General features: G+C 32.3%; 27 protein-coding genes. 9 read left to right on the forward strand and 18 right to left on the reverse strand.

Features of this window, described 5'->3' with window-relative positions; all coding sequences use genetic code 11:
* Window positions 1–304 precede the first annotated feature (304 nt).
* From ASF10_RS16435 to prmA, 6 genes are all read right to left on the reverse strand, one after another.
* On the reverse strand, window positions 305–748 hold the full coding sequence (locus tag ASF10_RS16435) for a hypothetical protein (protein WP_131726549.1): 444 nt from the start codon (window positions 746–748) through the stop codon (window positions 305–307).
* Between the two features lie 74 nt (window positions 749–822).
* The gene (locus ASF10_RS16440) at window positions 823–1,275 is read right to left on the reverse strand and encodes a hypothetical protein (protein ID WP_056251228.1); all 453 of its coding nucleotides are present in this window, start codon (window positions 1,273–1,275) and stop codon (window positions 823–825) included.
* A 95-nt stretch (window positions 1,276–1,370) separates the two neighbouring features.
* The gene (locus ASF10_RS16445; RefSeq protein ID WP_056251230.1) at window positions 1,371–2,048 is read right to left on the reverse strand and encodes a lysoplasmalogenase; all 678 of its coding nucleotides are present in this window, start codon (window positions 2,046–2,048) and stop codon (window positions 1,371–1,373) included.
* A 14-nt stretch (window positions 2,049–2,062) separates the two neighbouring features.
* Window positions 2,063–3,325: a sterol desaturase family protein gene (locus ASF10_RS16450; protein ID WP_056251232.1), complete on the reverse strand. Its 1,263-nt coding sequence runs from the start codon at window positions 3,323–3,325 to the stop codon at window positions 2,063–2,065.
* A gap of 332 nt (window positions 3,326–3,657) precedes the next feature.
* Window positions 3,658–3,933, reverse strand: a complete 276-nt coding sequence (locus ASF10_RS16455) for an ATP-dependent Clp protease adaptor ClpS (RefSeq protein WP_055097989.1) — start codon at window positions 3,931–3,933, stop codon at window positions 3,658–3,660.
* 236 nt (window positions 3,934–4,169) lie between these two features.
* The gene (prmA, locus tag ASF10_RS16460) at window positions 4,170–5,003 is read right to left on the reverse strand and encodes a 50S ribosomal protein L11 methyltransferase (RefSeq protein ID WP_056251236.1); all 834 of its coding nucleotides are present in this window, start codon (window positions 5,001–5,003) and stop codon (window positions 4,170–4,172) included.
* 113 nt (window positions 5,004–5,116) lie between these two features.
* Here prmA and ASF10_RS16465 point away from each other — a divergent pair, with 113 nt between their 5' ends.
* Both ASF10_RS16465 and ASF10_RS16470 read left to right on the forward strand, forming a co-directional pair.
* Window positions 5,117–6,253 (forward strand): hypothetical protein, encoded by a 1,137-nt coding sequence (locus ASF10_RS16465; protein ID WP_056251239.1) that lies wholly within the window; start codon window positions 5,117–5,119, stop codon window positions 6,251–6,253.
* Window positions 6,213–8,549, forward strand: a complete 2,337-nt coding sequence (locus tag ASF10_RS16470; RefSeq protein WP_056251242.1) for a hypothetical protein — start codon at window positions 6,213–6,215, stop codon at window positions 8,547–8,549. The genes ASF10_RS16465 and ASF10_RS16470 overlap by 41 nt, the downstream gene beginning before the upstream one ends.
* Before the next feature lie 117 nt (window positions 8,550–8,666).
* Here the strand turns inward: ASF10_RS16470 and tpiA are convergent, their stop codons facing one another.
* From tpiA to ASF10_RS16490, 4 genes are all read right to left on the reverse strand, one after another.
* The gene (gene tpiA / locus ASF10_RS16475; RefSeq protein WP_056251244.1) at window positions 8,667–9,419 is read right to left on the reverse strand and encodes a triose-phosphate isomerase; all 753 of its coding nucleotides are present in this window, start codon (window positions 9,417–9,419) and stop codon (window positions 8,667–8,669) included.
* Window positions 9,420–9,498: 79 nt separating this feature from the next.
* Window positions 9,499–9,993: a TlpA family protein disulfide reductase gene (locus ASF10_RS16480; protein ID WP_056251246.1), complete on the reverse strand. Its 495-nt coding sequence runs from the start codon at window positions 9,991–9,993 to the stop codon at window positions 9,499–9,501.
* A gap of 405 nt (window positions 9,994–10,398) precedes the next feature.
* Window positions 10,399–11,499 (reverse strand): BT_3928 family protein, encoded by a 1,101-nt coding sequence (locus tag ASF10_RS16485; protein ID WP_056251249.1) that lies wholly within the window; start codon window positions 11,497–11,499, stop codon window positions 10,399–10,401.
* A gap of 69 nt (window positions 11,500–11,568) precedes the next feature.
* Window positions 11,569–12,108, reverse strand: coding sequence for a DUF1599 domain-containing protein (locus tag ASF10_RS16490; protein ID WP_056251253.1), 540 nt, complete (start codon window positions 12,106–12,108; stop codon window positions 11,569–11,571).
* Between the two features lie 225 nt (window positions 12,109–12,333).
* Here ASF10_RS16490 and folP point away from each other — a divergent pair, with 225 nt between their 5' ends.
* A complete protein-coding gene (gene folP, locus ASF10_RS16495) occupies window positions 12,334–13,167 on the forward strand; it encodes a dihydropteroate synthase (protein WP_056252222.1) in 834 nt (277 codons plus the stop codon).
* Between the two features lie 420 nt (window positions 13,168–13,587).
* Window positions 13,588–14,220 (forward strand): hypothetical protein, encoded by a 633-nt coding sequence (locus tag ASF10_RS16500; protein WP_056252225.1) that lies wholly within the window; start codon window positions 13,588–13,590, stop codon window positions 14,218–14,220.
* Window positions 14,221–14,270: 50 nt separating this feature from the next.
* Here the strand turns inward: ASF10_RS16500 and rlmH are convergent, their stop codons facing one another.
* The 7 genes from rlmH to ASF10_RS16535 all read right to left on the reverse strand — a co-directional run bounded on the left by rlmH (window position 14,271) and on the right by ASF10_RS16535 (window position 19,973).
* Window positions 14,271–14,744 carry a 23S rRNA (pseudouridine(1915)-N(3))-methyltransferase RlmH gene (gene rlmH / locus ASF10_RS16505; protein ID WP_029269532.1) on the reverse strand — a complete coding sequence of 158 codons (474 nt, stop codon included), beginning with the start codon at window positions 14,742–14,744 and terminating at the stop codon, window positions 14,271–14,273.
* Between the two features lie 91 nt (window positions 14,745–14,835).
* Window positions 14,836–15,138 (reverse strand): antibiotic biosynthesis monooxygenase family protein, encoded by a 303-nt coding sequence (locus tag ASF10_RS16510; RefSeq protein ID WP_056251255.1) that lies wholly within the window; start codon window positions 15,136–15,138, stop codon window positions 14,836–14,838.
* A gap of 116 nt (window positions 15,139–15,254) precedes the next feature.
* Window positions 15,255–16,670, reverse strand: a complete 1,416-nt coding sequence (locus ASF10_RS16515) for an adenosine deaminase (protein WP_056251259.1) — start codon at window positions 16,668–16,670, stop codon at window positions 15,255–15,257.
* Between the two features lie 218 nt (window positions 16,671–16,888).
* A complete protein-coding gene (locus ASF10_RS16520; protein WP_053473470.1) occupies window positions 16,889–17,170 on the reverse strand; it encodes a GNAT family N-acetyltransferase in 282 nt (93 codons plus the stop codon).
* A 6-nt stretch (window positions 17,171–17,176) separates the two neighbouring features.
* A complete protein-coding gene (locus tag ASF10_RS16525; RefSeq protein ID WP_056251261.1) occupies window positions 17,177–17,572 on the reverse strand; it encodes an OsmC family protein in 396 nt (131 codons plus the stop codon).
* Window positions 17,573–17,575: 3 nt separating this feature from the next.
* Window positions 17,576–18,457: a pirin family protein gene (locus tag ASF10_RS16530; protein WP_056251264.1), complete on the reverse strand. Its 882-nt coding sequence runs from the start codon at window positions 18,455–18,457 to the stop codon at window positions 17,576–17,578.
* A gap of 415 nt (window positions 18,458–18,872) precedes the next feature.
* Window positions 18,873–19,973 carry a DNA alkylation repair protein gene (locus ASF10_RS16535; protein WP_056251267.1) on the reverse strand — a complete coding sequence of 367 codons (1,101 nt, stop codon included), beginning with the start codon at window positions 19,971–19,973 and terminating at the stop codon, window positions 18,873–18,875.
* Between the two features lie 236 nt (window positions 19,974–20,209).
* Between ASF10_RS16535 and nadC the strand changes: the two genes are divergently transcribed.
* The 5 genes from nadC to priA all read left to right on the forward strand — a co-directional run bounded on the left by nadC (window position 20,210) and on the right by priA (window position 25,780).
* Complete coding sequence (nadC, locus tag ASF10_RS16540) at window positions 20,210–21,067, forward strand: carboxylating nicotinate-nucleotide diphosphorylase (protein WP_056251270.1); 858 nt, start codon at window positions 20,210–20,212, stop codon at window positions 21,065–21,067.
* Between the two features lie 115 nt (window positions 21,068–21,182).
* Window positions 21,183–22,106 carry a YihY/virulence factor BrkB family protein gene (locus ASF10_RS16545; protein ID WP_056251273.1) on the forward strand — a complete coding sequence of 308 codons (924 nt, stop codon included), beginning with the start codon at window positions 21,183–21,185 and terminating at the stop codon, window positions 22,104–22,106.
* Window position 22,107: 1 nt separating this feature from the next.
* Window positions 22,108–22,539, forward strand: coding sequence for a DUF2147 domain-containing protein (locus tag ASF10_RS16550; protein ID WP_056251275.1), 432 nt, complete (start codon window positions 22,108–22,110; stop codon window positions 22,537–22,539).
* A gap of 15 nt (window positions 22,540–22,554) precedes the next feature.
* Window positions 22,555–23,304, forward strand: a complete 750-nt coding sequence (gene bla-B1-FLAV / locus ASF10_RS16555; protein WP_056251279.1) for a subclass B1 metallo-beta-lactamase — start codon at window positions 22,555–22,557, stop codon at window positions 23,302–23,304.
* Window positions 23,305–23,329: 25 nt separating this feature from the next.
* Window positions 23,330–25,780 (forward strand): primosomal protein N', encoded by a 2,451-nt coding sequence (gene priA, locus ASF10_RS16560; RefSeq protein WP_056251282.1) that lies wholly within the window; start codon window positions 23,330–23,332, stop codon window positions 25,778–25,780.
* On the opposite strand, the gene ASF10_RS16565 is transcribed toward priA, so the two are convergent.
* Window positions 25,781–26,479 (reverse strand): LytR/AlgR family response regulator transcription factor, encoded by a 699-nt coding sequence (locus ASF10_RS16565; protein WP_055097960.1) that lies wholly within the window; start codon window positions 26,477–26,479, stop codon window positions 25,781–25,783.
* Window positions 26,480–26,508: the final 29 nt, after the last annotated feature.

Genomic DNA, 26,508 nt, shown 5'->3' on the forward strand with positions numbered 1-26,508 from the left:
TTAAGAAGCTCCTTTTACTACTCACTATAATATTTTCTCTAAATCCTTTGTTATTGGTTCTTACAAGAGTTTCTTCCATTTACTCTCAAAAGCCAGATTTTTAAAAAAAATAATTTATCCCGAAATTTCTGAACTATGGGTTAAGGAGCATTAGTAGAATTATTAGATCCTAAGGACAATTTATACATGATCATAATTTAGTTTATAAAAAACAATATTAAGACATTGCAAGAAGTTGCTAAATGATAATTGTCATGTTATGGTTTTGCTTGATTTATTTAAAAATGAAGGTATGGCAATTTCGTTATTTTCTTTCGGTTACAATTGCAGTTTTTTGAAGTTTGGTATAAGAAAGTCCAAATAAAATCTGTCCGGTAAAAAGCAAAATATTGACCAATACATTAATCAAAACAACCATTTGAATTTGCGATAATATGCTTTCAGAATTATAAAAATAGACGGTGACAAATTGATATACATTCATTTTTGCAATCAAAATTGCAGGGAGGGTTAATGTTAAATGAAGTATGAATTTCTTAAAACCTATTTCTTCTGTAATTTTAGATAATTTACAATAATAAAAGGAAACAACAACCAGAATAAAAAACTTAATTAAGGTCGGAATTAATTTTGCAGGAATTATAGAAGATAGAAAACTAGAATTTATACAAAGGATTATGATATAATATGGGAATATAAATATCGTTAAAAACAAGAAAATTGTAAAAGCCGTTTTAGTTTTCATCATAACAATAATTCTGGTTTAATTACTATTTATCATTTAATAAAGTAATACATAGATAATAAAATTAAGAGTAAAAATTACTCTTTTTTCAAACTCAATCCCATCGGAACCATCAAGATACCTTTTTCATAAACATTTAAATACAGTTTTAAAGGTTTCTTTTGTCCTTCCCACTTTAATTCATAAACATTCAAAAATCCCGCTCCCATATCGCTTCTTTTGGTTGGGAAAGGGCAACAGGTTTCTAAACGCGTATAAGTGATTTTTTCTCCGTTTGGTCCGGCTAAAGCATTCAAAAAACGAGTTTCATTTAAAGCTTCGTCTTTTGTATTTCTATAAAAAATATTTACCGGATAATCAGGATCATAACCGTATTTTTTATCGCTGCTAAAAAGTGTAATTACAAAAGTGTTGTCTTTCTTTAAAACTAAATCGGGAGCATTATCATCGACATTTTTCAAGGTCGATCTTGTGCTTACGCAAGAAGTTGCAGTAATTAACAAAACGATAAAAAGAGCTATTTTTTTCATGGTTAATATAGTATTGGTAATGCAAATGTAAAATGTTTCTGTTACAGATTAAAGGATTAAAAAGATTTTACAAAAAATCTGCTTTTCTCTGCACACTATTCCGTCTCTTTTGCATTTAGTTTTAAAATACCAACTACAATCAGATATTGTGCCACAAGATAAGTTAGCATAATAAAAAAGGAACTCCTTTCTATAGGTGCATGAAATTTATTGATTGCCAGAATACTATCAGAAATTACAAAAGCTATGGCGCCTAAAAAAATATGTAATCTTCCGGGTTTTTTCCAGATCAAATAGCCATTAAAAGCAAATAAAAGCATTATCGAAATTACAGCAGCATAAACAATTACAGGAATTTTTAAATCGCCTAAATTGGGCATCAAAAACAAAACCATTGCAATGAGATAAAAAGCAATCAGAAGACTTCCAATTCCAAATAAGAATTTATTAATCTGAATTTCGCCTACAATTTGTTTGTTAAAAAGCGAACAATAAGTAAGATGAGCAATTAGAAAAGAAACCAAACCTAAAATAAAATAGATTTCGGCTATATCAGTAAAAAGCAAAATAACGTCTCCAATCCAGGAGAATAATAATGCAGTTAAAAGGGTTTTCCTGGAGCTGAATTTTTGATGAAAGTAAACTCCAAAACCCAATAATGGGATCAGGGCAGGTTTTAAAAATAAATCTAAATTATCATTTCCTAAAAATAGAATGATGAGATATAGAATACTAAAAATAATGTATATTTTAAAAAAAGTAACGTTTCTCATAAGCGGTTATGATTTTATATTGGTTTTATTGGGGTTCTGAAATTAGTAGTTACAAAGTAAATTGTAATTAAAAATGATAAACTTAAATAAATAATGATAACGTAATTACTCATAGATAAAGTATGATTTAAACCAAACCAATCTCCATAATAGAGTATAATAGCAACGGCAATAGCAAAGCGAAAACCTTCCCAAAAAATGGCATATTTACTTTTATCCATTAACTCTGTGTAGCTATAGATTGTTATCAAAATAAATAAACCATAGATGAAAATATTGGGTAAACCAATTTTTGCAATATTGTCGAATAAATAGGTTACAAACAAAAGTGTGATCAAAACTTGTGCTACAGACCAGTAAATTAATTGCTGCGAGTTTTGTGTGCCGTATTTATCAAATTCAAAAACGTTATCAATTTTGTTTACGGGATATTTAGTTTCAAAATTTTCAGGTCGCCATCCAGTTGGTTTAAACCAGATTGTAAATTTGTCTTTCCAGTTTTCAGCTCTCCAGGCATCTTTAATCAATAAAGTCAAATGCTGAAAATTAATTCGGATAGGGTTCCAGGTATTTGCAGGCCTTGTAATACCAAAAACTGGCGGGACATTCTCTAACTCAGCTTGAAAAGTACCAAAAAGTTTATCCCAAAAAATAAAAATCTGTGAATGGTTTTTGTCTAAATATTCCGGATTTATTGCATGATGCACCCGATGATGTGATGGCGTAACGAGAATATATTCCAGAAATCCCATTTTTTTAATATGCTTGGTGTGATACCAAAATTGCAAAAATAAATGGAGCGGAAGTGTAATTGCAATTACAGTAGCAGGAACACCTAATAGCGCAGCCGGAATTAGTAAAAAAGTAAAAAGATTAGCTAAACTGGCAATAGGCTGGCGAAGCGCGCAGGCAAGATTAAACTCTTCGCTGCTGTGATGAATTGCATGTTTATTCCAGAAAATATTAATTTGATGTGCCCATCGATGACTCCAATACCCATAAAAATCGATGACAAAAAAGGCAATGCAATAGGCTAAAATGCTAGCTTCGAGATGAAAAACGGCAATTTTAGAAACCATCCATTCATAAGAAATAAAAGTAAGGCTTAAACCAAGAACATCTTTTACAGAATTGGTAATTCCGGAACTTATACTCGATACGCTATCAATCAAAGGAGCGGTGTCGTCCTTTTTATAAATGCCGTATATTTTTTCGATTATAATTAATACTAAAAAAATAGGCGTTGCGATAATCAATATCTTTCCGTATTCTTCCATAAAAAAACATTCTATTTTATTCAAATATAGAATAAAATAGAATGTTTTTTAAATTATTTTCAATTAAACGGTTTAGAAATAAATCATATTCAATTATGATTTTTCTAAGGCGATTAGAATCTTCTTGTTTAATACTGGGAAGAGTTGTATACGGCGTAGTATTTTTTAGTTTTTTGATTTTTAATTTCAAACCTGATAATTCAATTGACTAATCCATATTTGTTTTTGTCTTTTGCAATGAAATTTGAATTATCTCAGATTGTTTAAAATGAAAACGCATTCTATTTTGTTTAAGTAAACATAATAGAATGCGTTTTTTTAATTATTTTCAATTATACAATTTCGGCGCTTAGTCCAGCTTCCAGAAGTTGTGTACATTGAGGTTTTAACTTGTCCATTGACCCCGTTTTTACGGTACATTTTCCGTTGTAATGTACAATTAAGGAACATTGTTCTGCTTGTTCAGGCGTGTGACTGCAAACACGCATTAAAGTGTCAATTACGTGATCAAAAGTGTTTACATCGTCGTTATAAACTATGATTTCGTTATTGAAACCTGTCGCTTCCTTTTCGCGAACCCTTTCTCTTACTTTCTCTTTAGTACTCATTTTTTTAGGTTTTTGTACTTTTGTAATTACTAATATATTTTTTTTTTCCTCAGATTAAAAAGATTAGCAAGATTTTTATTCTCTAAATTTCAATCAGATTTAAAAATATTTAGGCAGATTCCAGCAAATTAATTTTAATAAAATTTAACCAAATCTGCTTTAATCTGTTGAATCTGCAGGAAACAAAATCATTTTAATTCCTTAATCTTTCAGCTAATAAACAAATAATCAACTATCTAATTTACGTATTTTAATGAAACCCAGTTATTTCTTTCAAACTTTTTAACATATGTTAATCCTTTTTCCGTGCATGAAGCATCAATAAACGGAATATCTTCTACATAAAAACCGCTAAACAATATTATGCCGCCTTTATTTAGACAATCAACATAGCTTTGCATATCGTTCAACAAAATATTTCTGTTGATGTTTGCAATGATTAGATCGTAACTTTTTCCTGCTAATAATGCTGCATCGCCTTCGTAAACGGTAATATGCTTGCAATTATTGCGTTCAGCATTTTCGATAGAATTCAAATAACACCAGTTGTCGATGTCGATCGCATCAATTGGTTCTGCACCTTTCATTTCGGCAAGAATAGCTAAAATTGCAGTTCCGCAACCCATGTCAAGAGTTTTAAGACCTTTAACGTCCATTTCTAATAAATGCTGGATCATCATATGAGTTGTTTCGTGATGACCAGTTCCAAAACTCATTTTTGGTTCGATTACAATATCAAATTCGGCATTGGTTTTTTCATGAAAAGGAGCACGAACATGACATTTTCCGTCTACATCGATCGCTTCAAAATTCTTTTCCCATTCCTCGTTCCAGTTTACCTGATCGATTTCTTCAATTGTATATTCAATTTTAAATTCTTCAGATTCTAAGATATAAATGTCGTCCAGAATATTTTCATCCCATAAATCTTTCTTTACAAAAGCCGAAATTCCAGTTTCAGTTTCAGTAAAAGTCTCAAACGCTTTTTCGCCTAATTCAGCAATTAAAATTTCAGAACCCGGTTCTTTTGGTTCGATCGTAAAATGGTATCCTAAATATATATTCGACATAAATAAATTTTTTGCAAAGGTAAGAATCCAAAGTAGAAGTTGTTCATAAATAATCGACATCCTTACCTTTATTAATGTTAATTTTGATTTGAATTTGTAAGGATTTTTAAAATATGAAGAATATCATTTTTATTTTGCTCTTTGTGGTACTTAATGGAGCAACTTGTGAGAAGGAACATGAAGTAGTAAGATCATTTTGTTATTGGAAAACTGATTTGTATTTTCAAAAAGAAGAAGATTCACTGCTTAATAATTTGAAAGTACAACATATGTATGTTCGTTTTTTTGATATCGATTGGAATCCGTATGCCAAAGAACCTCTGCCAGTTGCAACAATTAATGATATCAGATTAAATGAAAGCAATCCTGAAATAACGCCAAGTGTTTTTATAACGAATGAAGTTGTTTTGCAATCTAATAAAAAACAACTGGACAGTCTGGCAATAAGAATTGCAAAACGCGTACAGCAAATTGGTGTGAGATTAAATGAAACAAAAGCAGATAAAATCGCGAATGCAATTGTATACCCAAAGGATTATTACAAGCAGGAAAACTACAAACGCATCAACTATGACTCAGTAAAATCAATTGAACTGGCGAAACTAAAAGTTGATTTTAAAGAAATTCTTGTTGATTGTGACTGGACAGAAAAATCGAAAGACAATTATTTTTATCTTTTAAAACAAATCAAAAAAGGATTTCCAACTGCGCAGGTTTCTGCAACAATCAGACTTTGGCAATATAAATATGCTGAAAAAGCAGGAGTTCCGCCAGTCGATAAAGGCTTGTTGATGTGTTATAATTTGAATAAACCAGAGGATTTTAGCACCAAAAACTCAATAGGAACCAGCGAAGAATTAGCGCAATATATTACACACGATAAATACAAAATAAAACTTGATATTGCTTTACCGCTTTATAGTTGGGCAGTAGTTTTTCGAGGAAATCAGTTTAAGGGGATTTTATCAGACTATGATCAGCTAAGAAATGACAGTATTAAACTGAAGAAAACATCAGACTGCAAATATATTCTGCAAGATGATGTTTTGATAGGACAAACTTATTTAAGAAACGGAGATGAAATCAGGATCGAAAAAATTTCTGAAGGAGAACTTGAGAAAATGATTTCGATTATAACAAGCAAAATTAAGATTGATAACCAAACCAAAGTCACATTTTTCTCCTTTGATAAAAAATATATCAATGATTATGGAACCCAAAATATATCCAGTTATTATGCGCGTTTTTAGTAGTTTACTTTTAGCATTGAGCTTTCAGGTATCTTTTGCCTGTGGTTGGAGTGTTTCGCCAGAAACGAGTCGGTTAGCTTTGTTTAAAGCACAAAGAGAAGGTTTTTTTAAGTTGACACCATTTTATTATTCAGCAGATTATTACTATTCTACCAATACTGTTTCTGGCGTTGACCAGGAATTAAATTGCCAGGAATGGAAGAAAAAATTAGGCAATACAGTCGATCCAAAAGATGTTCATACTATTTTGTATGAAACAGATTCTGAACAATTTGAAAATGCTTTTGAATCTAAAACATTAAAAAAGTTATTCGCTAAAAATACTTTTATTGATGCTTTGTTATTATCCAAAAATAAAGCTTTTCTAAACTACATTTTGTTTGCTAAAAAGCTGGAATACAATAGTAATATTGATGTAAAATGGGAATCTTGGGGACAAGTTGGTTACGGAAGCAAAGATCATAAACTGGCCGATGTGAATGATTTTGAAAAGAAAATTAATTCAGCCAAAGATCCTTTTTTGAAACAGCGATATGCATTTTTAGTTTTAAGATATAGTTTTTACGTTCAGGATAAAAATGAAGTAATTCGTTTATACGACACTTATTTTACTGAAAATAAAAATACCATTTTAGAACCGTGGGCTTTGTATTATAAAGCTTTGTGTATTGATAATTTGCCTTTACAAAATTATTTATTGAGTAAAGTTTTTGCTGCTTGCGAAGAAAAATCTTTTGCCGTTTTACAGCATTATAATTGGAAATTAACCGAAGAAACTTTGACTTTGGCTCAAAATGACGAAGAACGAAGCGTGATTCTTTCTATTGAAAGTTTTCGTAATCCTTCGCCGGATTTAAAAACAATCGAAGAGGTTTATAAACTAAGTCCCAATAGTATTAATTTGAGTTTTTTAATTGGAAGGGAAATCAACAAACTCGAAGATTGGATTTTTACACCTCAATACACCAATAATGGTACTCCATCTGTAGTATTTGAAGGCACAGATTGGTACGGAGATTATGCAAAAGCAAGAGATGAAAATCTAAATAAAGATATTTTATATTTAAGAGAACTCGAATATTTTCTGATTTCTATCAGGGAACAAACTTCAGGTGAGCAAAAAGAGTATATCACGGCAGCAATTGCACAGCTTTGTTTTATTGATGATGATATTGAATCAGGGAAAAAATATACCAATATGATTTCTGATAAAGCGAATGCATCGATACAAATGCAAAAAAATATTCAGTTGGCTTTAGTATCATTAAAACAAGATGATTTGAAAAGCGAGAAAGTTCAAAACCAACTTTTCAAGTACTTCGATTCGGTTGAGAATCTGGTAGAAACAGATCACGGATTGTTTAAGAATCTTTATAGTTTGTATCGCATAGCCAGTGCAGATTTCTATAAAAAAGGTGATCGTGTTACATCAGGCTTGTTAATGATGAAATCAGACGCTAAAAATGACGGAGAATATGCTTCTTACAATAATCCTTATTTTTATAATTATATAGGTTATTTTGACCGTTCTGCAACTGTAGATGATATCGATCGATTGATGGCTTTGCAGCAAAAAGAAGATAAAATTCCTTTTGAAAAATACATTTGTTCCGGAACAATTGCACCAAATATAAATTATTACAAAGACCTGAAAGGTACAATTGCTTTTAGGAATAACAATTTAGAACTGGCTTATGAAACCTTTTCGTCTATGCCAAAAGATTTCTGGGAAAAGAATTATGCGTTTGCAGATTATTTAAACGAAAATCCTTTTACGCCTAAAATCCTGCAAAAAGACAAAGAACGCAAATTTGATTATCGCTTTAACAAAGCCGATTTTATTGCTAAACTTATTCAGCTTAAGAAACAAAATACAGCAGCAAGTAATTTGCAATTGGCCCATGCTTATTTTAATGTTTCGTATTTAGGAAATTCCTGGATGATGGTTGCATACGACTGGACATCAGGAGAATCGTATGTAGATTATGTTTACGGAGACAATTCTGAACTTGAGAAAACGTATCAAAAAGGTAATTATTACAGCTTGACAATGGCGAAAATGTATTACGAAAAAGCCTTGAAAATGTCTAAAAACAATAACGAAAAAGCAATGGCAAGTTTAATGATTTTTGAATGTAATTATTACAACCACTACGCTAATATTGTTTCGGCTGAAGAAGAAGAAAAAAATCCGTTTAAAGCAGGGCAGGAGCTGGTCAATTTCTACTCGGTTTATAAAACAACCGGAACGTTTAAAAAGTACAATTGCCCTTTATTGCATTCGTTTATCAACTAGGTTTTTATGAGAAGTGAAAAGATGCAAGACGCAAGAGAAAAGATAGAGACATAAAAAAAGCGTTCGCATAGCGAACGCTTTTTTTATCTAGGGATTTCAAAATCTAAAATCTAAAAATTAGATAGCTGTTACAATTGCTAAAAAGTCATCTGCTTTTAAAGCAGCACCTCCAATTAAACCACCGTCTACGTCTGGTTTACCAAAGATTTCTTTAGCATTGTCCGGTTTAACAGAACCACCGTATAAAATAGAAACTTCGTCAGCGATTTCAGCTCCGTAAGCTTTACGAACAACTTCTCTGATAAATTCGTGCATTTCCTGTGCTTGTTCCGGTGAAGCAGTTTCTCCAGTTCCAATAGCCCAAACAGGCTCATAAGCTAAAACAACTTTAGACCATGATTCTTTTGCAATCTGGAATAATCCGTCACGCAATTGGTTTTCAACAATATTAAAGTGATTTCCTGATTGACGGTCTTTTAATTCTTCTCCAAAACAGAAAATTACAGTTAAGTCATGTTTCAATGCAGTATCTACTTTATTAGCGATTAAAGCGTCAGTTTCGTGAAAAATAGCTCTACGCTCAGAGTGACCAAGAATTACGGTGTTTACACCAATACTAGTTAACATATCTGCAGAAATTTCTCCTGTAAAAGCTCCGCCTTCAGCTTGGTGAACGTTTTGAGCAGCAACACTAATAGTTGTGTTTTTAACTTTAGCAACAGCTGCTTGTAAGTTTACAAATGTTGGAGCAACAATTACCTGAGCTGTAGTATGAGCTGGTATTTTAGTAATTAATTCGCTTAATAATTCTTCAGTTTGAGCTGCGTTTTTATGCATTTTCCAGTTTCCTGCAACAATCTTTTTTCTCATTTTGGTAGTTTTTATTTTATTCTTTTTTTGTTTTTTGTTGTGGTACTATTGAATCCAATAGTGCTATTGTGATCGGGTATTATTTTAAACTTTTAAGCGTTTCACTGATTTTATCAAAATCAGTTTCTATGGCGCGGTACAATACAATTTTACCTGTTTTGTCAACGATGATATATCTTGGAATCCAATCCAGATCAATTGCTTTTCCAAAAACACCTTTCATACCATCATTCATCATAAAATGATCGCCTTTTAGTTCGTGTTTCTCAATTCCTGCTTTCCATTTGTCAGCAGTTTTATCTGCAGAAAGAAATAAGTAAGATACATCAGGATTGTTAGCTTGTAATTCTTTTAGTTTTGGCATTGCTTTTACACAATCACCACACCAGGAAGCCCAAACTTCGATAACCAAAGTTTTACCTTTATATTTCTTTAAAATATTCTTGAAAGAAGTCTGACCTCCGTCAATAGTTAATAATTTTTCTGATAATGCTTCTTTAGAAAAACTTGTTTTCTGAGCCTGTGAACATGAAAATGTAATAAATGCAATAACGATTAAGGCTATTTGTTTCATACGTAGATAATATTTGCTTTTTTTAATTTGGATTTAAATCATCTTTAGATCTGATAATTTTTATGGTTTAAATTCATATTGATTTCATAAAATAAAAGATCCCGAACAAAGTTAAACAAACAAATCGAATGAGAAATGGAGATTAACAAAATTTGAAGACACCTTTATTTTATCACAAATCTGGAAATTTCGGTTAGAAAAAGCCGAATGAAATCGTAATAGTAGGTTTGAAAAACCTGATTTTTTAATGAATTTCAGTAAATGGATTTTGTTAAAGAGAAAAAAACACCCTTTTTTTTATTGAAGAAGGAATTTTAGAAGCAAAAAAAACGTCAGATTTGGGTAAAAAAAATCGGTAAATTATAGCACTATAATTTACCGATTTTTGAATTTTAAAGTGAGATTTTACAATTTCAAATCCTTAATATCGTTGTAATGTACTTTTTGAATTATAGTCCCGTTTTGTATTGCTACAATACTAGGATTTGCTCTTTCAACAGTTTTTAAAGCCGTTGCATCGCAAAAATAGAAATCAATATCTAAACCATATTGTTTCTTCGCTTTTGTAATTTCTTCAGCTCCTGATGCAGTCATTGCAATCACTTTATATCCTTTTGCTTTAGCCTCTTTGCTTAAACCTTCCAGTTTTTTCATTCCGTCAGGATTAGATAAAGCCAAATCATAGGTTACAAAAACTAATAATTTTGGTTCTTTTAATAATTCCTCCTTATAGTCAGAATCATCTTTTACCATTGTAAAATCGTGAATTGGCGGTACATAACCTTCTGTAATTACTTTGTCTTTTCTATCAACAAACTTGGCTCCTTCAGGAATATTTGCCAAATCTTTTTCTGTAAATTCTTTATCAACACCATTTACTTTATAGATAAAAATCATTTCTACTACAGATTTTGGAGCTCCTTCCGGAATTTCCATTCCTTTCTCGATGTTTGTTCCTACTTTATAAGGACGGAAGTCTTTTATAGGATTGTGATTTAAAACCCAAACTGCCATAAAAATGCACAATACAACACTTGCATAAGTAATGATATTGGTAACAGCGCTTGAAAATAAAGGGTTTACTAATTTTTTATTGATGAATAAAATCAAAATAAAGAATAGCAATACAATGTCTTTTGTAAATGATTGCCAAGGTGTTAAGTGTAAAGCGTCTCCAAAACATCCGCAATCTTTTACGACATCAAAATAAGCCGAGTAGAAAGTAAGGAACGTAAAGAAAACTATTAAAAGTAATAAAGCCCAAATCGTTAGTTTTGATTTGTAACCTACCAATAACATTACGCCTAGAACTACTTCAAGAATTACTAAAAAGATCGCTAATCCTAAAGCCAATGGCTCTAAGAAAGGCATATTAAAAACCGGTTCGCTAAAATATTCGGCTAATTTGTATGAGAATCCAACCGGGTCATTTAGTTTTATTAATCCCGAAATGATAAATAATACTCCAACAAATAATCTTGAGAATTGAGTAATGATGTTTTTCATGTTTTCTTATTTTTTTGCAACGAATTTTTAAGTTAGCGTGAATTATTCATGCTTTCGTAACTTAGATATTTAGTTAATAGGTTCAAGGATTAGAGCAAAAACAGAGTAATTAATCATATCCTGATAATTGGCATCAATACCTTCAGACACTAAAGTTTTTCCTTTATTATCTTCAATTTGTTTTACTCGAAGCAGCTTTTGCAGAATCAAATCTGTCAATGAACTTACGCGCATATCACGCCATGCCTCACCATAATCATGGTTTTTAGCTTCCATTAACTCCTTTGTTAATTTGATTTTAGCATCATATAATTCGGTTGCTTTTTCTACATCAAGATCCGGTTGATCAACAACGCCCAATTCTAACTGAATCAAAGCCATAATAGAATAATTGATGATGGCGATAAATTCTCCTTTTTCATCTTCATCAACTTTACGGATTTCGGTTTCTTGTAAGCTTCTGATTCGTTGCGCTTTTATGAAAATTTGATCAGTCAATGACGGCAGTCTCAAAATACGCCAGGCACTACCATAATCTTTCATTTTATTGATAAATAAAGTACGGCAAACCGTAATTACATTATCATATTCAAGGGAAGTATTCTTCATTTATTGCTGTATATTTGCTAAAATTTCTTCAAAAATAAGGATAATAATAAAGAGTTTCAAGTTTAAGGTTTTCTTTGTTTCAAGTTTTTTCTAAACAAAGTGTTAATGACAATAATTTGAAACCAGGATATAATGTGAAAAGTTTCAGGTTACAAGTTTTGAAACTCGTGTAATCTGAGTCAACTTGAAACTTGAAACAAATAAAACTTGAAACAAAATAAAAAAATGCAAATTAACTGCAAAGGTCAACTTATAGATTTGTCGATTCCTAAAGTAATGGGAATTTTGAATGTTACGCCAAATTCTTTCTTTGATGGAGGAAAGTATAAAAATGAAGATGAAATTATCTCACAAGTAGATAAAATGCTGTCTGAAGGTGCGACATTTATAGATATTGGTGCTTATTCGAGTAAACCAAGTGCCGAGTTTGTTACTGAACAAGAAGAAATTGACCGAATTGTTCCGGCAATAGAATTGATTTTAAAGCATTTCCCTAAAACTATATTATCAATCGATACTTTTAGGGCTGAGGTTGCAAAAGCAAGTATAGAAAGCGGTGCAGCGATTATAAACGATATTGCAGCTGGAGAACTGGATGATAAAATGTTTGAAGTTATCGCCCAATATAATGTTCCGTACATTATGATGCACATGCGCGGAAATCCGCAAACGATGCAAAGTTTGACGCAATATGAGGATATTGTAAAAGAAATGCTTTTCTATTTTTCTGAAAAAGTAAATAAAGCAACAAGTTTTGGAATCAATGATTTAATCCTTGATCCGGGTTTCGGATTTGCCAAAACAACTAATCAGAATTATGAAGTTTTACAAAAAATGGAACTTTTTAATTTATTAGATTTACCTGTTTTAGCCGGTGTTTCGAGAAAATCAATGATTTATAAAACCTTAAATAATACAGCACAAGAAGCTTTAAACGGAACAACAGTTCTCAATACAATTTCATTGACAAAAGGGGCGAAGATTCTTCGGGTTCATGATGTAAAAGAAGCGGTGGAATGTGTTACTTTGTTTGAGAAAATGAATTTGAATAATATGTAAACGATAGATTTGTCATTTCGACCGAAGGGAGAAATCACACTCGAAAATCGACATAGATTAGCGATCTTCTTTGCGGAGTTTCTAGTGTGATTTCTCCCTTCGGTGGGAATGACATGCAGCATAAAATAATAATAAACTGAACGCACAGATTTGTCATTTCGACGAAGGAGAAATCTTCGTTGCCAGATCGACACAGATTGTATTCTCGTTGCAGAGCGACTTGCGAAGATTTCTCCCTTTGGTCGAAATGACATGTAGGATAAAAATAATAATAAACTGAACGCACAGATTTGTCATTTCGACGAAGGAGAAATCTTCGTTGCCAGATCGACACAGATTGTATTCTCGTTGCGGAGCTACTTGCGAAGATTTCTCCTTCGTCGAATGACAAACCGCGTACAAAAAATAATAAATAAAATAATGAAATACTTTACTCTAATTATCGCTTTTCTTCTTTTTTCATGTGAAAAAAAAGAAGACGTTTTACTTCCAAAATCAAATGTTTCTATTGTGAAAGACGTTCAGGATCATTCGCTAATTTACATTTTCTTTAAAACAGAGGGAAAAGATACCATTGCAGATGTAAACAGAAAAAATAGCATTATTTCTACCAATTGGATTTTGAATATTGACAAACGTTTGCCTTTAAGACTGGTAATTCCGGAAGTAATGAAACTTCAGGAGAAAAAACGTGCTGATAGCGCCCACAAAAACGAAAGTTCCGAAAATTATTATTCCTACGCAGATTCTGTCGGGAAGAATTTAGCCTTTTTACCTTTCACGAAAGTGTATTATAAAATGGAAAAACCTAATAGAAGAAATTTTGTCTTTTATTTTAGAAAAGGAAAAAAACAGGTTTTCATGGGAAATAGGGAGATAAAAACAGCAGAAATACTAAAATATTTTTACAGTATCAAGTTTGACAAAGTACCAGATTTAGTATTCTTATTTGATAAAGACATGAGTTATGAAGAATATATCCAACATAAAATTGTACTGCAAAAATATGTGACTTACAATCTTGATAAACTTCCGGTAGAATTTATCTTCTAAAACTGAATACTGTAAACTGAATACTAAAAACTGAGACTGAATACTGTCCTCTATTGATGATGATAAGGTTCATTTCTTAAAATCGTAAAACCACGATACAATTGTTCGATAAAAAATAAACGAACCATTTGATGCGAAAACGTCATTAGCGAAAGAGAAATTTTACCTTGTGCTTTGCTGTAAACCGTATCTGAGAATCCGTAAGGACCACCAATTACAAAAACAAGAGTTTTGATTCCGGAATTCATTTTCTTTTGCAATTCTTCAGAAAAGCCAACACTTGAAAAGTTTTTTCCGTTTTCATCCAATAAAATCAATTGATCTGTTGGCGTTAGTTTGGAGAGAATCAATTCGCCTTCTTTTTCTTTTTGCTGACTTTCAGATAAATTTTTTACGTTTTTGATATCCGGAATAATCTCCAGATCAAATTTGATGTAAAACGATAAACGTTTGGTATAATCGTCAATCAAAGTTTGAAGCGATTTATTATCTGTTTTGCCAATGGCGATAAGTTTGATATTCATTTGTATGTTTTTTTTGCCACGAATTGCACGAATTATCACAAATTAAAAGTTAAAATCAGTGTAAACCCGTTCAATCTGTAAAACCCGTGGGCTATTTTTTATTCTCAAAAACAGTTTCAAAATGCTCTACAACTGGAAATGGTTCATAATAATGATGGAGCATCTTTTTCCATTCCAGATAAGCTTCAGAAGTTCTAAAACCTACTGTATGATCTTCAAGCGTATTCCAATCTACTAATAAAAGATATTTATTTTCGACTTCAATACATTTTTCTAAGCGATGTCCTAAATAGCCATCAATAGACGAAATGTATTGACTTGCTTTTGCAAAATCAACTTCAAATTGAGTTAGCAAATTTGGTTTTACATAAAGAAATACGGCTTCTAAAATCATAATTATAATTTTTTATCTGCTCGAGATTTTATTTTAAGTATTCAGAAACAAAAAATCTGCGTTAATCTGTTCAATCCGTTTAAGTCAGCGTGCAATCTTCGCAACGATTAAACATTCTAGTTCTTAGCAAATTTATCTTCAAAAGTTTTAAATCTTGCATCTAAATCTTTTAGTAATTGTTTTTTTACTGATACATCCTGAATAAAACTATAATTAATACCGTTGTAAACATATTGTTTTATCGTTGCATACGAAACATCAGGATATCTTTTGGCTAATAAAACATATTGTTCCGTCATATTTGTTCTTAAGATTCCGGCGTCGTCTGTACTAATAATGATTGGCACATTAAATTCTTTGTAAAGCGTAAACGGATGTCTGTTTTCTTTTACTTTCAGAATAAATTCATTGCTCGTCAAGTTGATCTCGATTGGGATATTGTTTTTTGCCATATAACGCAACAAATCATATGAATTTGCTTCGTAAGCGATATCGACTCCGTGACCAATTCTGTTTGCTCCGGCAACATAAATAGCATCGTTTATATGCCATGTTAAATCTTCCGGCTGAACTAATCCTAAAGTTAATTCTCCCGCGTGAAGCGTGTATTTTACATCAGGATATTTAGAGTGGCAATATTTAAACATTAACATGTGCAACCAATAATCCTTCATAGAATTTTCGCCATGTTCCGGAGAAACAATGTTTACACCCGCAACCAGTTTGCTGTCGTTTGCAGAGATAAAAGCAATTGTCAGGTTTTTGAATAAATCAACCGGATCCATAAAACGAAGGACAAAATTTTGATAACGCATTGTAAAACGTTCATCGTCAATTTTCAAATCTTTGTGCAGTTTAGCAGTGAAATTAGTGTTGAAATCTGCAGCGTATTTTTTTGCATCTTTTTGCTGAAGTGATTTATACAATTCGTCTAAAAGTTTCAGAACTGCTTTTTCATCTTTTTGAGTTGCAGCCTGACGTAATTTTGTATTGAAATCAGTTAAGTCAGAAACATTCATGTCACACGGAATCGTTGATAATTGGGTTTCGATATAGCTTACATTTTCGGCAATGGCGCGTTTTTTTAATTCTAGCATTCCTTCTGCAAAATGACCTTGAATAGTAGGTTCGAATTTCATAAAAGAATCAAAAAACTGGTCATCAGAAGGAACAGAACCGTTATAATCTTTAACCGACCAGGTTTGCATGACTTGTTGCTCGTAAAAAGCCAGTTTTCCTTCGTTTTTAAGAGCTGAGAAAGTTTGCCAATTTCCTTTTGATGGTTTAGTTTTAGAAACCGCCATAGTTTCCAGATTCAAATAAAAATCTTCTGCGATCGCTCTTTCTAAAAGAGGTTCTGCATAAACTGATCCTGAAAAATGATGGTGTAAATCTCCGCCTTTTGGCATTTGTTGAAAGAAAGCTGTTAAGAGAGCTTCGTTATTTCTGATTTTTTCTAAATAGTTTTCAGCCGTTTGAGAAAAGCCAATTTGTGCTATAAAAATACAGAAAAGTGTAATTATCCTCGTCATACTCTAAGTTTAAATTACATGCAAATATAAGAGTTTTTGAGGAGATTTTAAAATTGATTTTTGGAAAGGTGAATTTTTACCGCAAAGAACGCAAGGTTTTAGTATATGCTAACCTTAATATAAACGCGAAGTTCGCAAAGCTTTGTCTAAAAAACTTTGCGAACTTTGCGTAATTCTTTGCGAACTTTGCGGTAAAAAAATTCAGAACCTTAGTACCTTTAAGAAAGTACATCACGAATTTCTTCTACTTTATCAAAAACACTTTTTGCAAAAGGACAAAGCGGAATAATTTTTACATTATTTGTTCTGGCATAATCTACGGCTGCCATAACCAGTTTTTTGCCAACACCTTTACCGTTAAAATCAGGACTTACTTCGGTGTGGTCAATAATAAATTTAGAATCTCCAGCCCAGGTATAAGTCATTTTTCCAGCTTCTTTTCCGTCTTCTATGGCTTCAAAATAGCCTTTTTTTGTATCGTTTATTTGTTGAATTTCCATTATAAGTTATATTAATGTGGTTTTAATTTCGATTGAATGTGTTAGTACTTTATGAATTGGGCAACTATTAGCAATAGTTTCTAAACGCTGTCTCTGTGTGTCGTCGATTTCACCAATTACTTCTATTTTTCTTGTAAATAAAGATACATTTCGATCTGAATCTCTTTCAAAATCAATTTTGACATTGATTTCTGATACATCCCATTGTTTGCGATTTATGTACATTCGCAAAGTAATTACGGTGCAGGAAGCTAATGATGCTGCTAAAAGTTCTGTTGGATTCAGACCTAAATTTTTGCCGCCCAATTCCTGAGGTTCATCTGAAATTAAAACATTTTCGCTGGCTGATTTTATTTCCGTTCGATACAAGCGAGTATCAATTTGTGCTGATATAGTATCCATATATTATTTAATTCTTGGTTGAGGTAAAGGCACAAATTCAGTTTCGCCCGGAACTTTTGGGAAAGTTTGTTCTGTCCAGTCTTTTTTGGCTTTTTCGAGTAGTTCTTTATCTGAGGAAACAAAATTCCAAAAGATAAAATGTTCTTCCGGAAACGGAGTTCCTCCAAAGATGTAAACAGTAGAATTTTCGGCTAATTCAAACTCGCAAAGTGTGCTGTCGTTTGTAATTAGAATTTGTTTGGAATCATAAACATGTTCGCCGCTTTTAATGCTTCCTTCGAGAATATACAAACCGCTTTCGCCAAATAAATGCTGTCCGATATTTATTTTTTTAGCTTCGGTGCTTTTTATTTCTATAAAATATAACGGACTATAAACTGGAACGGGTGATTTTTTTCCAAAAGCTTCTCCGGCAATTAATTTATACGAAACACCATCTTCTTCCCAAGCCGGAATAGCATCTGCTTCTACATGCGTAAAATTGGGATCCATTTGTTCCAGTTCTTTTGGTAATGCTACCCAAATTTGCAAACCGTGAAGCATTTTATCTGAATGTCTTAAATATTCAGGAGTTCTCTCAGAATGTACAATTCCTTTTCCTGCAGTCATCCAGTTTACGGCGCCGGGCTTTATTTCTAATTCGGTTCCTAAACTATCGCGGTGCATGATGCTTCCTTCAAACAAAAATGTCAAAGTCGAAAGTCCGATATGTGGATGTGGCGGAACATCCATGTTTTCATGATCACTTAAATGAGCGGGTCCCATATGATCGATAAACACAAAAGGTCCAACAGCTCTTTTTTCGCGGAAAGGCAATAATCTCCCTACCATAAAATTGCCAATATTGGCAGCACGTTCTTCAATAATTAAACTAATATTTGACATGGTTATTTTGATTTGATTTGAAAACAAAATTACAGTTGTGATAGAAATCTGTAACTTAATTTAGATTAAGAAAACTTGTTTTGGTATTATTTATAAAAGTAAGGAAAATGTGGAATAATTCAAATTCATTTATTTGATGCAGTTCTATTTGTTATTTCTATAATAAAACCAAATCTTTTTTCAGGAGCTAATCCCGCTATCCGTTTCAATCTTTTGTGGCGAACCCCGCCACAAAAGGATTTCCACTTCTATCGGGGCTAGGACTATCATTTTCATAACAATATTTCCGTGTAGTTTGTCATTTCGAGGAACGAGAAATCTCCGTTAGAAGCTCGACAAAGATTGGATTCTCGTTGCGGAGTTACTTGCGAGGATTTCTCGTTCCTCGAAATGACAAAACTGCGGGAATTTGTGTTTAATCAATAAGTTCAAATTCCAAAGCCTCACTTTCAGTTCCGTTAATGATAATCGACAATTGATGTATTCCGGTATGAAAAACACGCGTTGTAATTATCTTGAAAGATTGATTTCGATTGACTTTAATCAATTGATTGGGTAAATATTTTTTCTCACTGATTTTAAAGACTTTTTTTGCCAAATGTCCTTTTGATTTTTTGTAATGAACGGCGTATTCTAAACGAATCGTTTTGGCTTCTTCATTTTTGTTATTTAAATGAAATTGAAACTGAAGATAATCGCCAATTTTGACTATTGGCGTTTTAATTTCAAAATTAGAAAGTTCAATATTAGTACTTTCTAATCCATAATGACTTAGGATTTCAGGATGTCCTTGTTTTAGTAAAGTACGAGCGCCGTGTTTGATGATTCCGTCAGTTTCAGGACTTATTCCGCGCCATTTATTGGCTATTTCTAACACAATCTGCGGATTATCTTTTGCGATATCATTTAAGTTGTTGGCAACGCTTCGGCGAACATATTCTGAAGGATCATTTTTCAGGTTTTCTAAAATGGGCAATATAGAAGTTGGATCTTTTTTCAGGAACGGAATCGCCATTGCCCACGGTAATCTTGGTCGGCTTCCTTCGCTGGATAATCTGCGTACATGATGATTTTCATGCAAAGACCATTTTGTCATTTCGTCGATCATTTTTTCTTTATATTTTAAAATAAAAGGACGAACGGCAAACTCACAGCTAATAAATTGTGTGATGGAAACAAAGGCTTTTGCTGAAGTTTTAAAATCATCTAAACCATATATTTCGATATAATCAGCAAAAAATATAAAGGCAAGATTTCCTTCTGTAAACTTATTTTTCTTTAGATTTTCAATGATTTTATCAATTAGAGAAACGGCTTGGGTAAAATTTTCAGGCATAAATTGATGAAACACAACAGTTGTATGTTTCATTCGGTCTTTCCATTCTTTTTGGGCAAAATCACCTTGATATATGGTTTCAATAAATTTTTGTTTATCGAAATCCGGATGCACTTCGGCTACAGCCTGACTGAATTTTTCGTAAAAAGTAACGGAGTAAATGTCTTTAATTAATCCCATGATTTTGTTTGAATGAACCTCAAAGATATTTAATGTTCTTAATTGGATACTAACAAAAAAGAAAATATTTAAACCATTAAGATATTAAGTTTCATTAAGAATAAAGGCTTAATTTTTCTTAATATCTTCATGGTGAAAAAAAAGAATTTTATAATGTTTAGATTTTTTTTGGAGAAGGTTAACTTTCAAATCCACAAAATATATCCTACTTTAGCATCTTATAAAATATAATAAAAATGATTAGCGAAGTACAATTTCAAGCCGAATTACAACTATTGATTAGCAACGCAATTCGAGAAGACATAGGCACAGGCGATTATAGTTCATTGGCGTGTATTCCTGAAACTGCTCACGGTCAAGCCAAATTGCTGGTAAAAGATCAGGGAATTATTGCGGGTGTTGCACTTGCAAAAATGATTTTTGAGTTTGTAGATCCTAAATTAAAAATCAAGACTTATATAGAAGATGGAACGCATGTAGAATATGGTGATATTGTTTTTGAGGTTTCAGGAAGTTCTCAGTCTATTTTAAAATCAGAGAGAGTCGTTTTGAATACCATGCAGCGTATGTCTGCTATTGCTACAAAAACAGATCAGTATGTACAGCTTTTAGAAGGAACAGGCGCTAAAATATTAGATACACGTAAAACAACTCCAAATTTTAGAGCTGCAGAAAAATGGGCTGTAAAAATAGGAGGAGGCGAGAACCACCGTTTTGCCTTGTATGATATGGTAATGCTGAAGGATAATCATATTGATTTTGCCGGCGGAATAACTTTGGCAATAAAGAAAACAAAAGAATATTTGAAAGAAAATAATCTGGATTTGAAAATTATTGTTGAAGCCAGAAATCTGGATGAAATTCGCGAAATTCTTTTAAGTGACGGCGTTCACAGAATCCTGATTGATAACTTTAATTATGAAGACACAAAAACGGCAGTTGAGTTAATTGGTACCAAATGCCAAACGGAATCTTCTGGAAATATCAACGAAAAAACGATTCGTGAATATGGTTTATGTGGTGTAAATTATATCTCGTCAGGTGCTTTGACACATTCTGTTTACAACATGGATTTGAGTCTAAAGGCTTTTTAAAATAATTATTAATTGTTAATTATTAATTGAGTTATACGTTATGAGTTTGTAAATGTAATCCTGATGTTTTGGGATTAAATCTAAAATCTGAACTCTTAAATCTAAAATTATAAATATGTCTCAAGAGATAGAAGATCGGATTGAAAAGCTTCCTGTAATACGAACTCTTGCCCGGTTTTTAAAGAGAATAAAACTGCCTTGGCGGGAAGGTTTCTCCTTGTACGATTTGCTCGAAATGTATACGATGGGTATTCTCGAAGGTGCATTTTCGTATCATGCAAGTGCTGTTTCGTTTAGCTTTTTTATGGCTTTGTTTCCTTTTGCACTGTTTATTTTAAACTTAATTCCGTTTATCCCAATAGACAATTTTCAGGCAGATTTTTTGCAGTTTGTGCAGCAAAGTGTTCCGCCAAATACCTATGATGCAATTAGTAAAATCATTAGTGATATCTTAAACAATAGTCACTCAGGATTGCTTTCATCGGGTTTTTTGCTTTCTATATTTTTGATGGCAAATGGTATTAACGGAATCTTAAGCGGGTTTGAATCCTCTAAACATGTTTTTGATAAACGTGGATTTTTTAGTCAGTATTTAGTAGCACTGGCGATTTCGCTGGTTATGACTATAATACTGTTTGTAACTGTTGCCACAATTGTTGTTTTTGAGGTATTTATTCAAAAAACAATTATTCAGGATGTGTTGAGCGATCGAATTCCGTTGATTATTTTAGGGCGATATTTATTTGTGATTTTGATGATTTTGATAACGTCTTCAATATTATTGCGTTATGGTACAAAACAATATAACAAAGTGCCTTTTATTAGTATTGGATCTGTTTTTACAACCATCTTAATTGTTATATCTTCGTTCTTTTTTGGGATTTGGGTTATAAAATTCTCAAAATACAATGAACTTTATGGTTCAATTGGTACATTATTAATTCTAATGTTTTATATTTGGATAAACTGTATGATTCTGCTTTTGGGGTTCGAATTGAATGCTTCTATCAGAAAATTAAAACAAAAAAAAGAGAAATAATATGAAAAATTGGATGTTAACTATTGGTGTTTTTTTCTTCGCATTAAGCACAATTCAGGCTCAAAGCGTTATTGGTAAGTGGAAAACAATTGATGATGAAACAGGAGAAGCAAAATCAGTTGTAGAGATTTATGAAAAATCCGGAAAAATATATGGTAAAGTGGTAGAAATACTTCGTGCTGATCATAAAAAAGATTTATGTGTAAAATGTGATGGTGCAGATAAAAACAAACCTATTATGGGTTTAAATATTATTAATGGACTTAAAAAAGACGGTGATGAATATAGCGGAGGAACTATTTTAGATCCTACAAACGGAAAAAAATACAAATGTTATATCACACTGGATTCAGCTGATAAACTAAAACTTCGTGGTTATGTAGGGATTTCTATTATGGGAAGAACACAATATTGGACCAGAGTGAAGAATTAATTTCATAAAAATAAAATGCGAAAGTTAGCATCGATACTTTTGTTCTTAGTACTTTTTTCTAATAGTTTTGGACAAACTAAGAATTCGCCATTACAAATAAGTCATCTTACAGGTGACTTTTATGTTTATAAAACGTTTCATGATTACAAAGGAACTCTGATTTCTGCCAATGCAATGTATCTGGTTACTAATAAAGGTGTTGTGTTATTTGATGCGCCTTGGGATAAAACCCAGTTCCAGCCATTATTAGACAGCATAAAAGCAAAACACAATAAAGATGTGGTAATGCATTTTGTAACGCATTCGCACGAAGACAGGGCAGGAGGTTTAGGATTTTACAGACAAAAAGGAATAAAAACCTATACAATAAAATTAACAGACGAGATTCTTTTAAAAAATAATGAAAAAAGAGCTGAATTTGTAATTCCCAATGATACAACATTTACAGTAGGACAACATACTTTTCAGGTTTATTATCCTGGTAAAGGTCATGCTCCGGACAATATTGTTGTTTGGTTTAATAAAGAGAAAGTACTTTACGGAGGTTGTTTTATTAAAAGTGCAGAGGCAAAAGATTTAGGATATCTGGGCGATGCAGATGTAAAAGAATGGGAAAAGTCTATTGAAAAAACACAAACGAAATTTAAAAATCCTAAATTTATTATCACAGGTCATGATGATTGGAAGGATTTAACTTCTTTAAAGCATACTCTGACATTAGTAAAGGAGTATAATAAAGCTTCAAAATCTTCTGATAAAAAATAATCTTTCAATCTTTTAAAATCATTACATGTTTTTTGTCGAAGTTGTTTTACCACTTTCCTTAGCGAAAACTTTTACTTATCGTATTTCTGAGACTGAATTTCATTTCATTAAGAAAGGAATGCGGGTTGCGGTGCCTTTTGGTAAAAGCAAAATATATACGGCGTTGGTGATTGATATTCATCAAAACGAACCAAGCCTTTATGATGCCAAAGAAATTCACCAAATATTAGACGAGAAACCTATTGCGACCGAAATCCAGATTAAACACTGGCTTTGGGTGGCTACTTATTATATGTGTGGCATTGGCGATGTTTATCGCGGTGCTTTCCCAACTGGATTATTACTGGAAAGTGAGACTATAGTTTCGCTTAAGGCAGAAATCGTAGTCAATGATTCTGAACTTTCTGATGATGAATTCTTGATTTATGAAGCATTGCATCATCAGAGTTCGCTGAAAGTTCAGGAAATTATTTCGATATTAAATAAAAAGAATATTTTTCCGGTTCTTCAAAAAATGATGGCAAAAGATATCATTGTTTTAGAAGAAGAAATAAAAGAAAGTTATAAGCCTAAATTGGTTCGGTATGTAAAATTGCACGCTCAATACGAATCAGATAATGGTTTGGGAGAATTGTTAGAAGTTTTGAAAAGTGCCAATAAGCAAAAGGAAATTGTTTTGTCTTATTTTCAGCTTATGGCTTCAGAAAAGAAACCAATTACGGTAAAAAAACTGGTTGAGGTTTCGAATTCATCTTCATCTGTTGTAAAAGCTTTAATTGATAAGGAAATTTTTGAGGAATATCTTTTGCAGCAAGATCGTGTTTCGTTTACCGGAGAAGCAAGTGATAAAGAATTAATACTTAGCGAAGCGCAGAGTATTGCTTTTGAATCTATTAAGAATAATTTTTCAGAGAAAGAAGTTTGTTTGCTTCACGGTGTAACGTCAAGCGGAAAAACGGAGATTTACATTAAATTAATCGAAGAATATCTGGCAACAGGAAAACAAATTCTCTATTTGTTGCCGGAAATTGCTCTTACAACTCAATTAGTATCACGTTTGCGTTTTTATTTTGGAGATAAAGTAGCGGTTTTTCATTCTAAATACAGCAATAACGAAAGGGTAGAAGTTTGGAAACAAACACTTGAAAATGCTGATAAAGCGCAGATTGTAATAGGTGCAAGATCTGCACTGTTTCTTCCTTTTAATAATCTAGGATTGCTTATTGTTGATGAAGAGCATGAGCAGACGTTTAAACAAACGGATCCTGCACCGCGTTATCATGCCAGAGATGCAGCTATTGTTCTGGCTAATTTTCATAATGCAAAAGTGCTTCTGGGATCAGCAACTCCAAGTATTGAAACTTACTTTAATACGCAAACGGATAAATATGGTTTAGTTACACTTACTGAGCGTTATAATAATGTGCGAATGCCTGAAATTGTTTTGGTCGATTTAAAAGACAAGCATTTCAGAAAAAAAATGACAGGGCATTTTAGTGATCTTTTAATTGAAGAAATTGCAGAAGCTTTGTCTTTGGGCGAACAAGTGATTTTGTTTCAAAACAGAAGAGGATATTCGCCTATAATAGAATGTTTGACCTGCGGGCACGTACCGCATTGCCAGCAATGTGATGTGAGTTTGACTTTTCATAAACATAAAAACCAATTGCGTTGTCATTATTGCGGTTATTCGATTGCAAAACCTACGCATTGCCATAGTTGTTCGAGTATTGATTTAACGACAAAAGGTTTTGGAACGGAACAAATCGAGCAAGAGTTGGTATCGCTTTTTCCTAAAGCCAAAACCGGCAGGATGGATCAGGATACAACAAGAGGGAAATTTGGTTTTGAGAAAATAATTGATTCTTTTAAAAACCGTGAAATCGATATTTTGGTTGGTACACAGATGCTTGCCAAGGGTTTAGATTTTGATAATGTAAGTCTTGTTGGGATCATGAATGCTGATAATATGTTGCATCATCCTGATTTCAGGGCTTTTGAGCGTAGTTTTCAAATGATGACACAAGTAGCGGGAAGAGCCGGAAGATCAGAGAAGCAAGGAAAAGTTATTATCCAGACCTATAACCCAAATCACAATACAATCCAGCAAGTTACAAACCATAATTATATGGGTATGTATAAGGAGCAATTGTATGATCGCCAGATTTATAAATATCCGCCTTATTTCAGGATTATTAAGCTAACCTTGAAACACAGGGAGTTTGATAAATTAAAAGAAGGTTCGATGTGGTTGTATCAGGTTTTAAGTCAAAACTTAGCTATGCCGGTATTAGGACCGGAAGAACCAGCGATTGGCAGGATAAGAAACGAATACATCAGAACTATTTTGATAAAGATTCCGCAGAATTTGCCTATTGGAAGTACAAAAAAAACTATTCAGAAAATGATGAATAGTTTTGAAGCTGTTGCTCAGTACCGAGCGATAAAAGTCATTGCAAATGTCGATTTTTATTAATTATGACGATGTTGACAATGCTTTTACTAAATCTTCTTTTTTGTTTCGGCTTAATGGAATTTTGGTAATACCAATTTCGGCAAACTTGCTGTTAAAGCGTTCAACCTTATCGATATTGATAATATAAGACTTGTGCACACGAATGAACTTTTCTTTTGATAAATCATTTTCAAAAGATTTCATTGTTGACAGTACCAAATTGCTATCATCTTCGGTAACTACTCGTACATAATCTCCAAATGCTTCAATCCATTTGATTTTTGCTGTAAAAATTTTAAGTTTTTTAAGATTACTTTTAATGAATATATGTTCGCCTTCTTCTTCTTTTACATCTTTTTTCAGCAAATGCATGTCTATTGCCCTCTTTACAGAAGCATTAAAACGATCAACGGCAATAGGTTTTTGAAGGTAATCAGTTGCGTCATAATCAAAAGCTTTCAAAGCATATTCAGCTTTAGAAGTAATAAATATAATTTGTGGTTTAGATTTTAAACCATCAAGAAAGTCAAATCCATTAATAACAGGCATTTCTATATCAAGAAATATTAAGTCGATATTATTTAGAGAAATACAGCTTTTTGCTTCTATTGCATTAGAAAAATCCCCGATTAAGTGCAAACCTGGGTGATTATTAACTAATTTTGCAATAATGGTCCTTTGTATAGAACTATCATCAACAACAACACAGTTTAGTTTCATAACATTAAAATTTAGAATAAATTCAGGAT

Origin of the sequence: Flavobacterium sp. Leaf82 (assembly GCF_001422725.1) — a bacterium.
In the GTDB taxonomy this organism is placed as follows: Bacteria; Bacteroidota; Bacteroidia; order Flavobacteriales; family Flavobacteriaceae; genus Flavobacterium.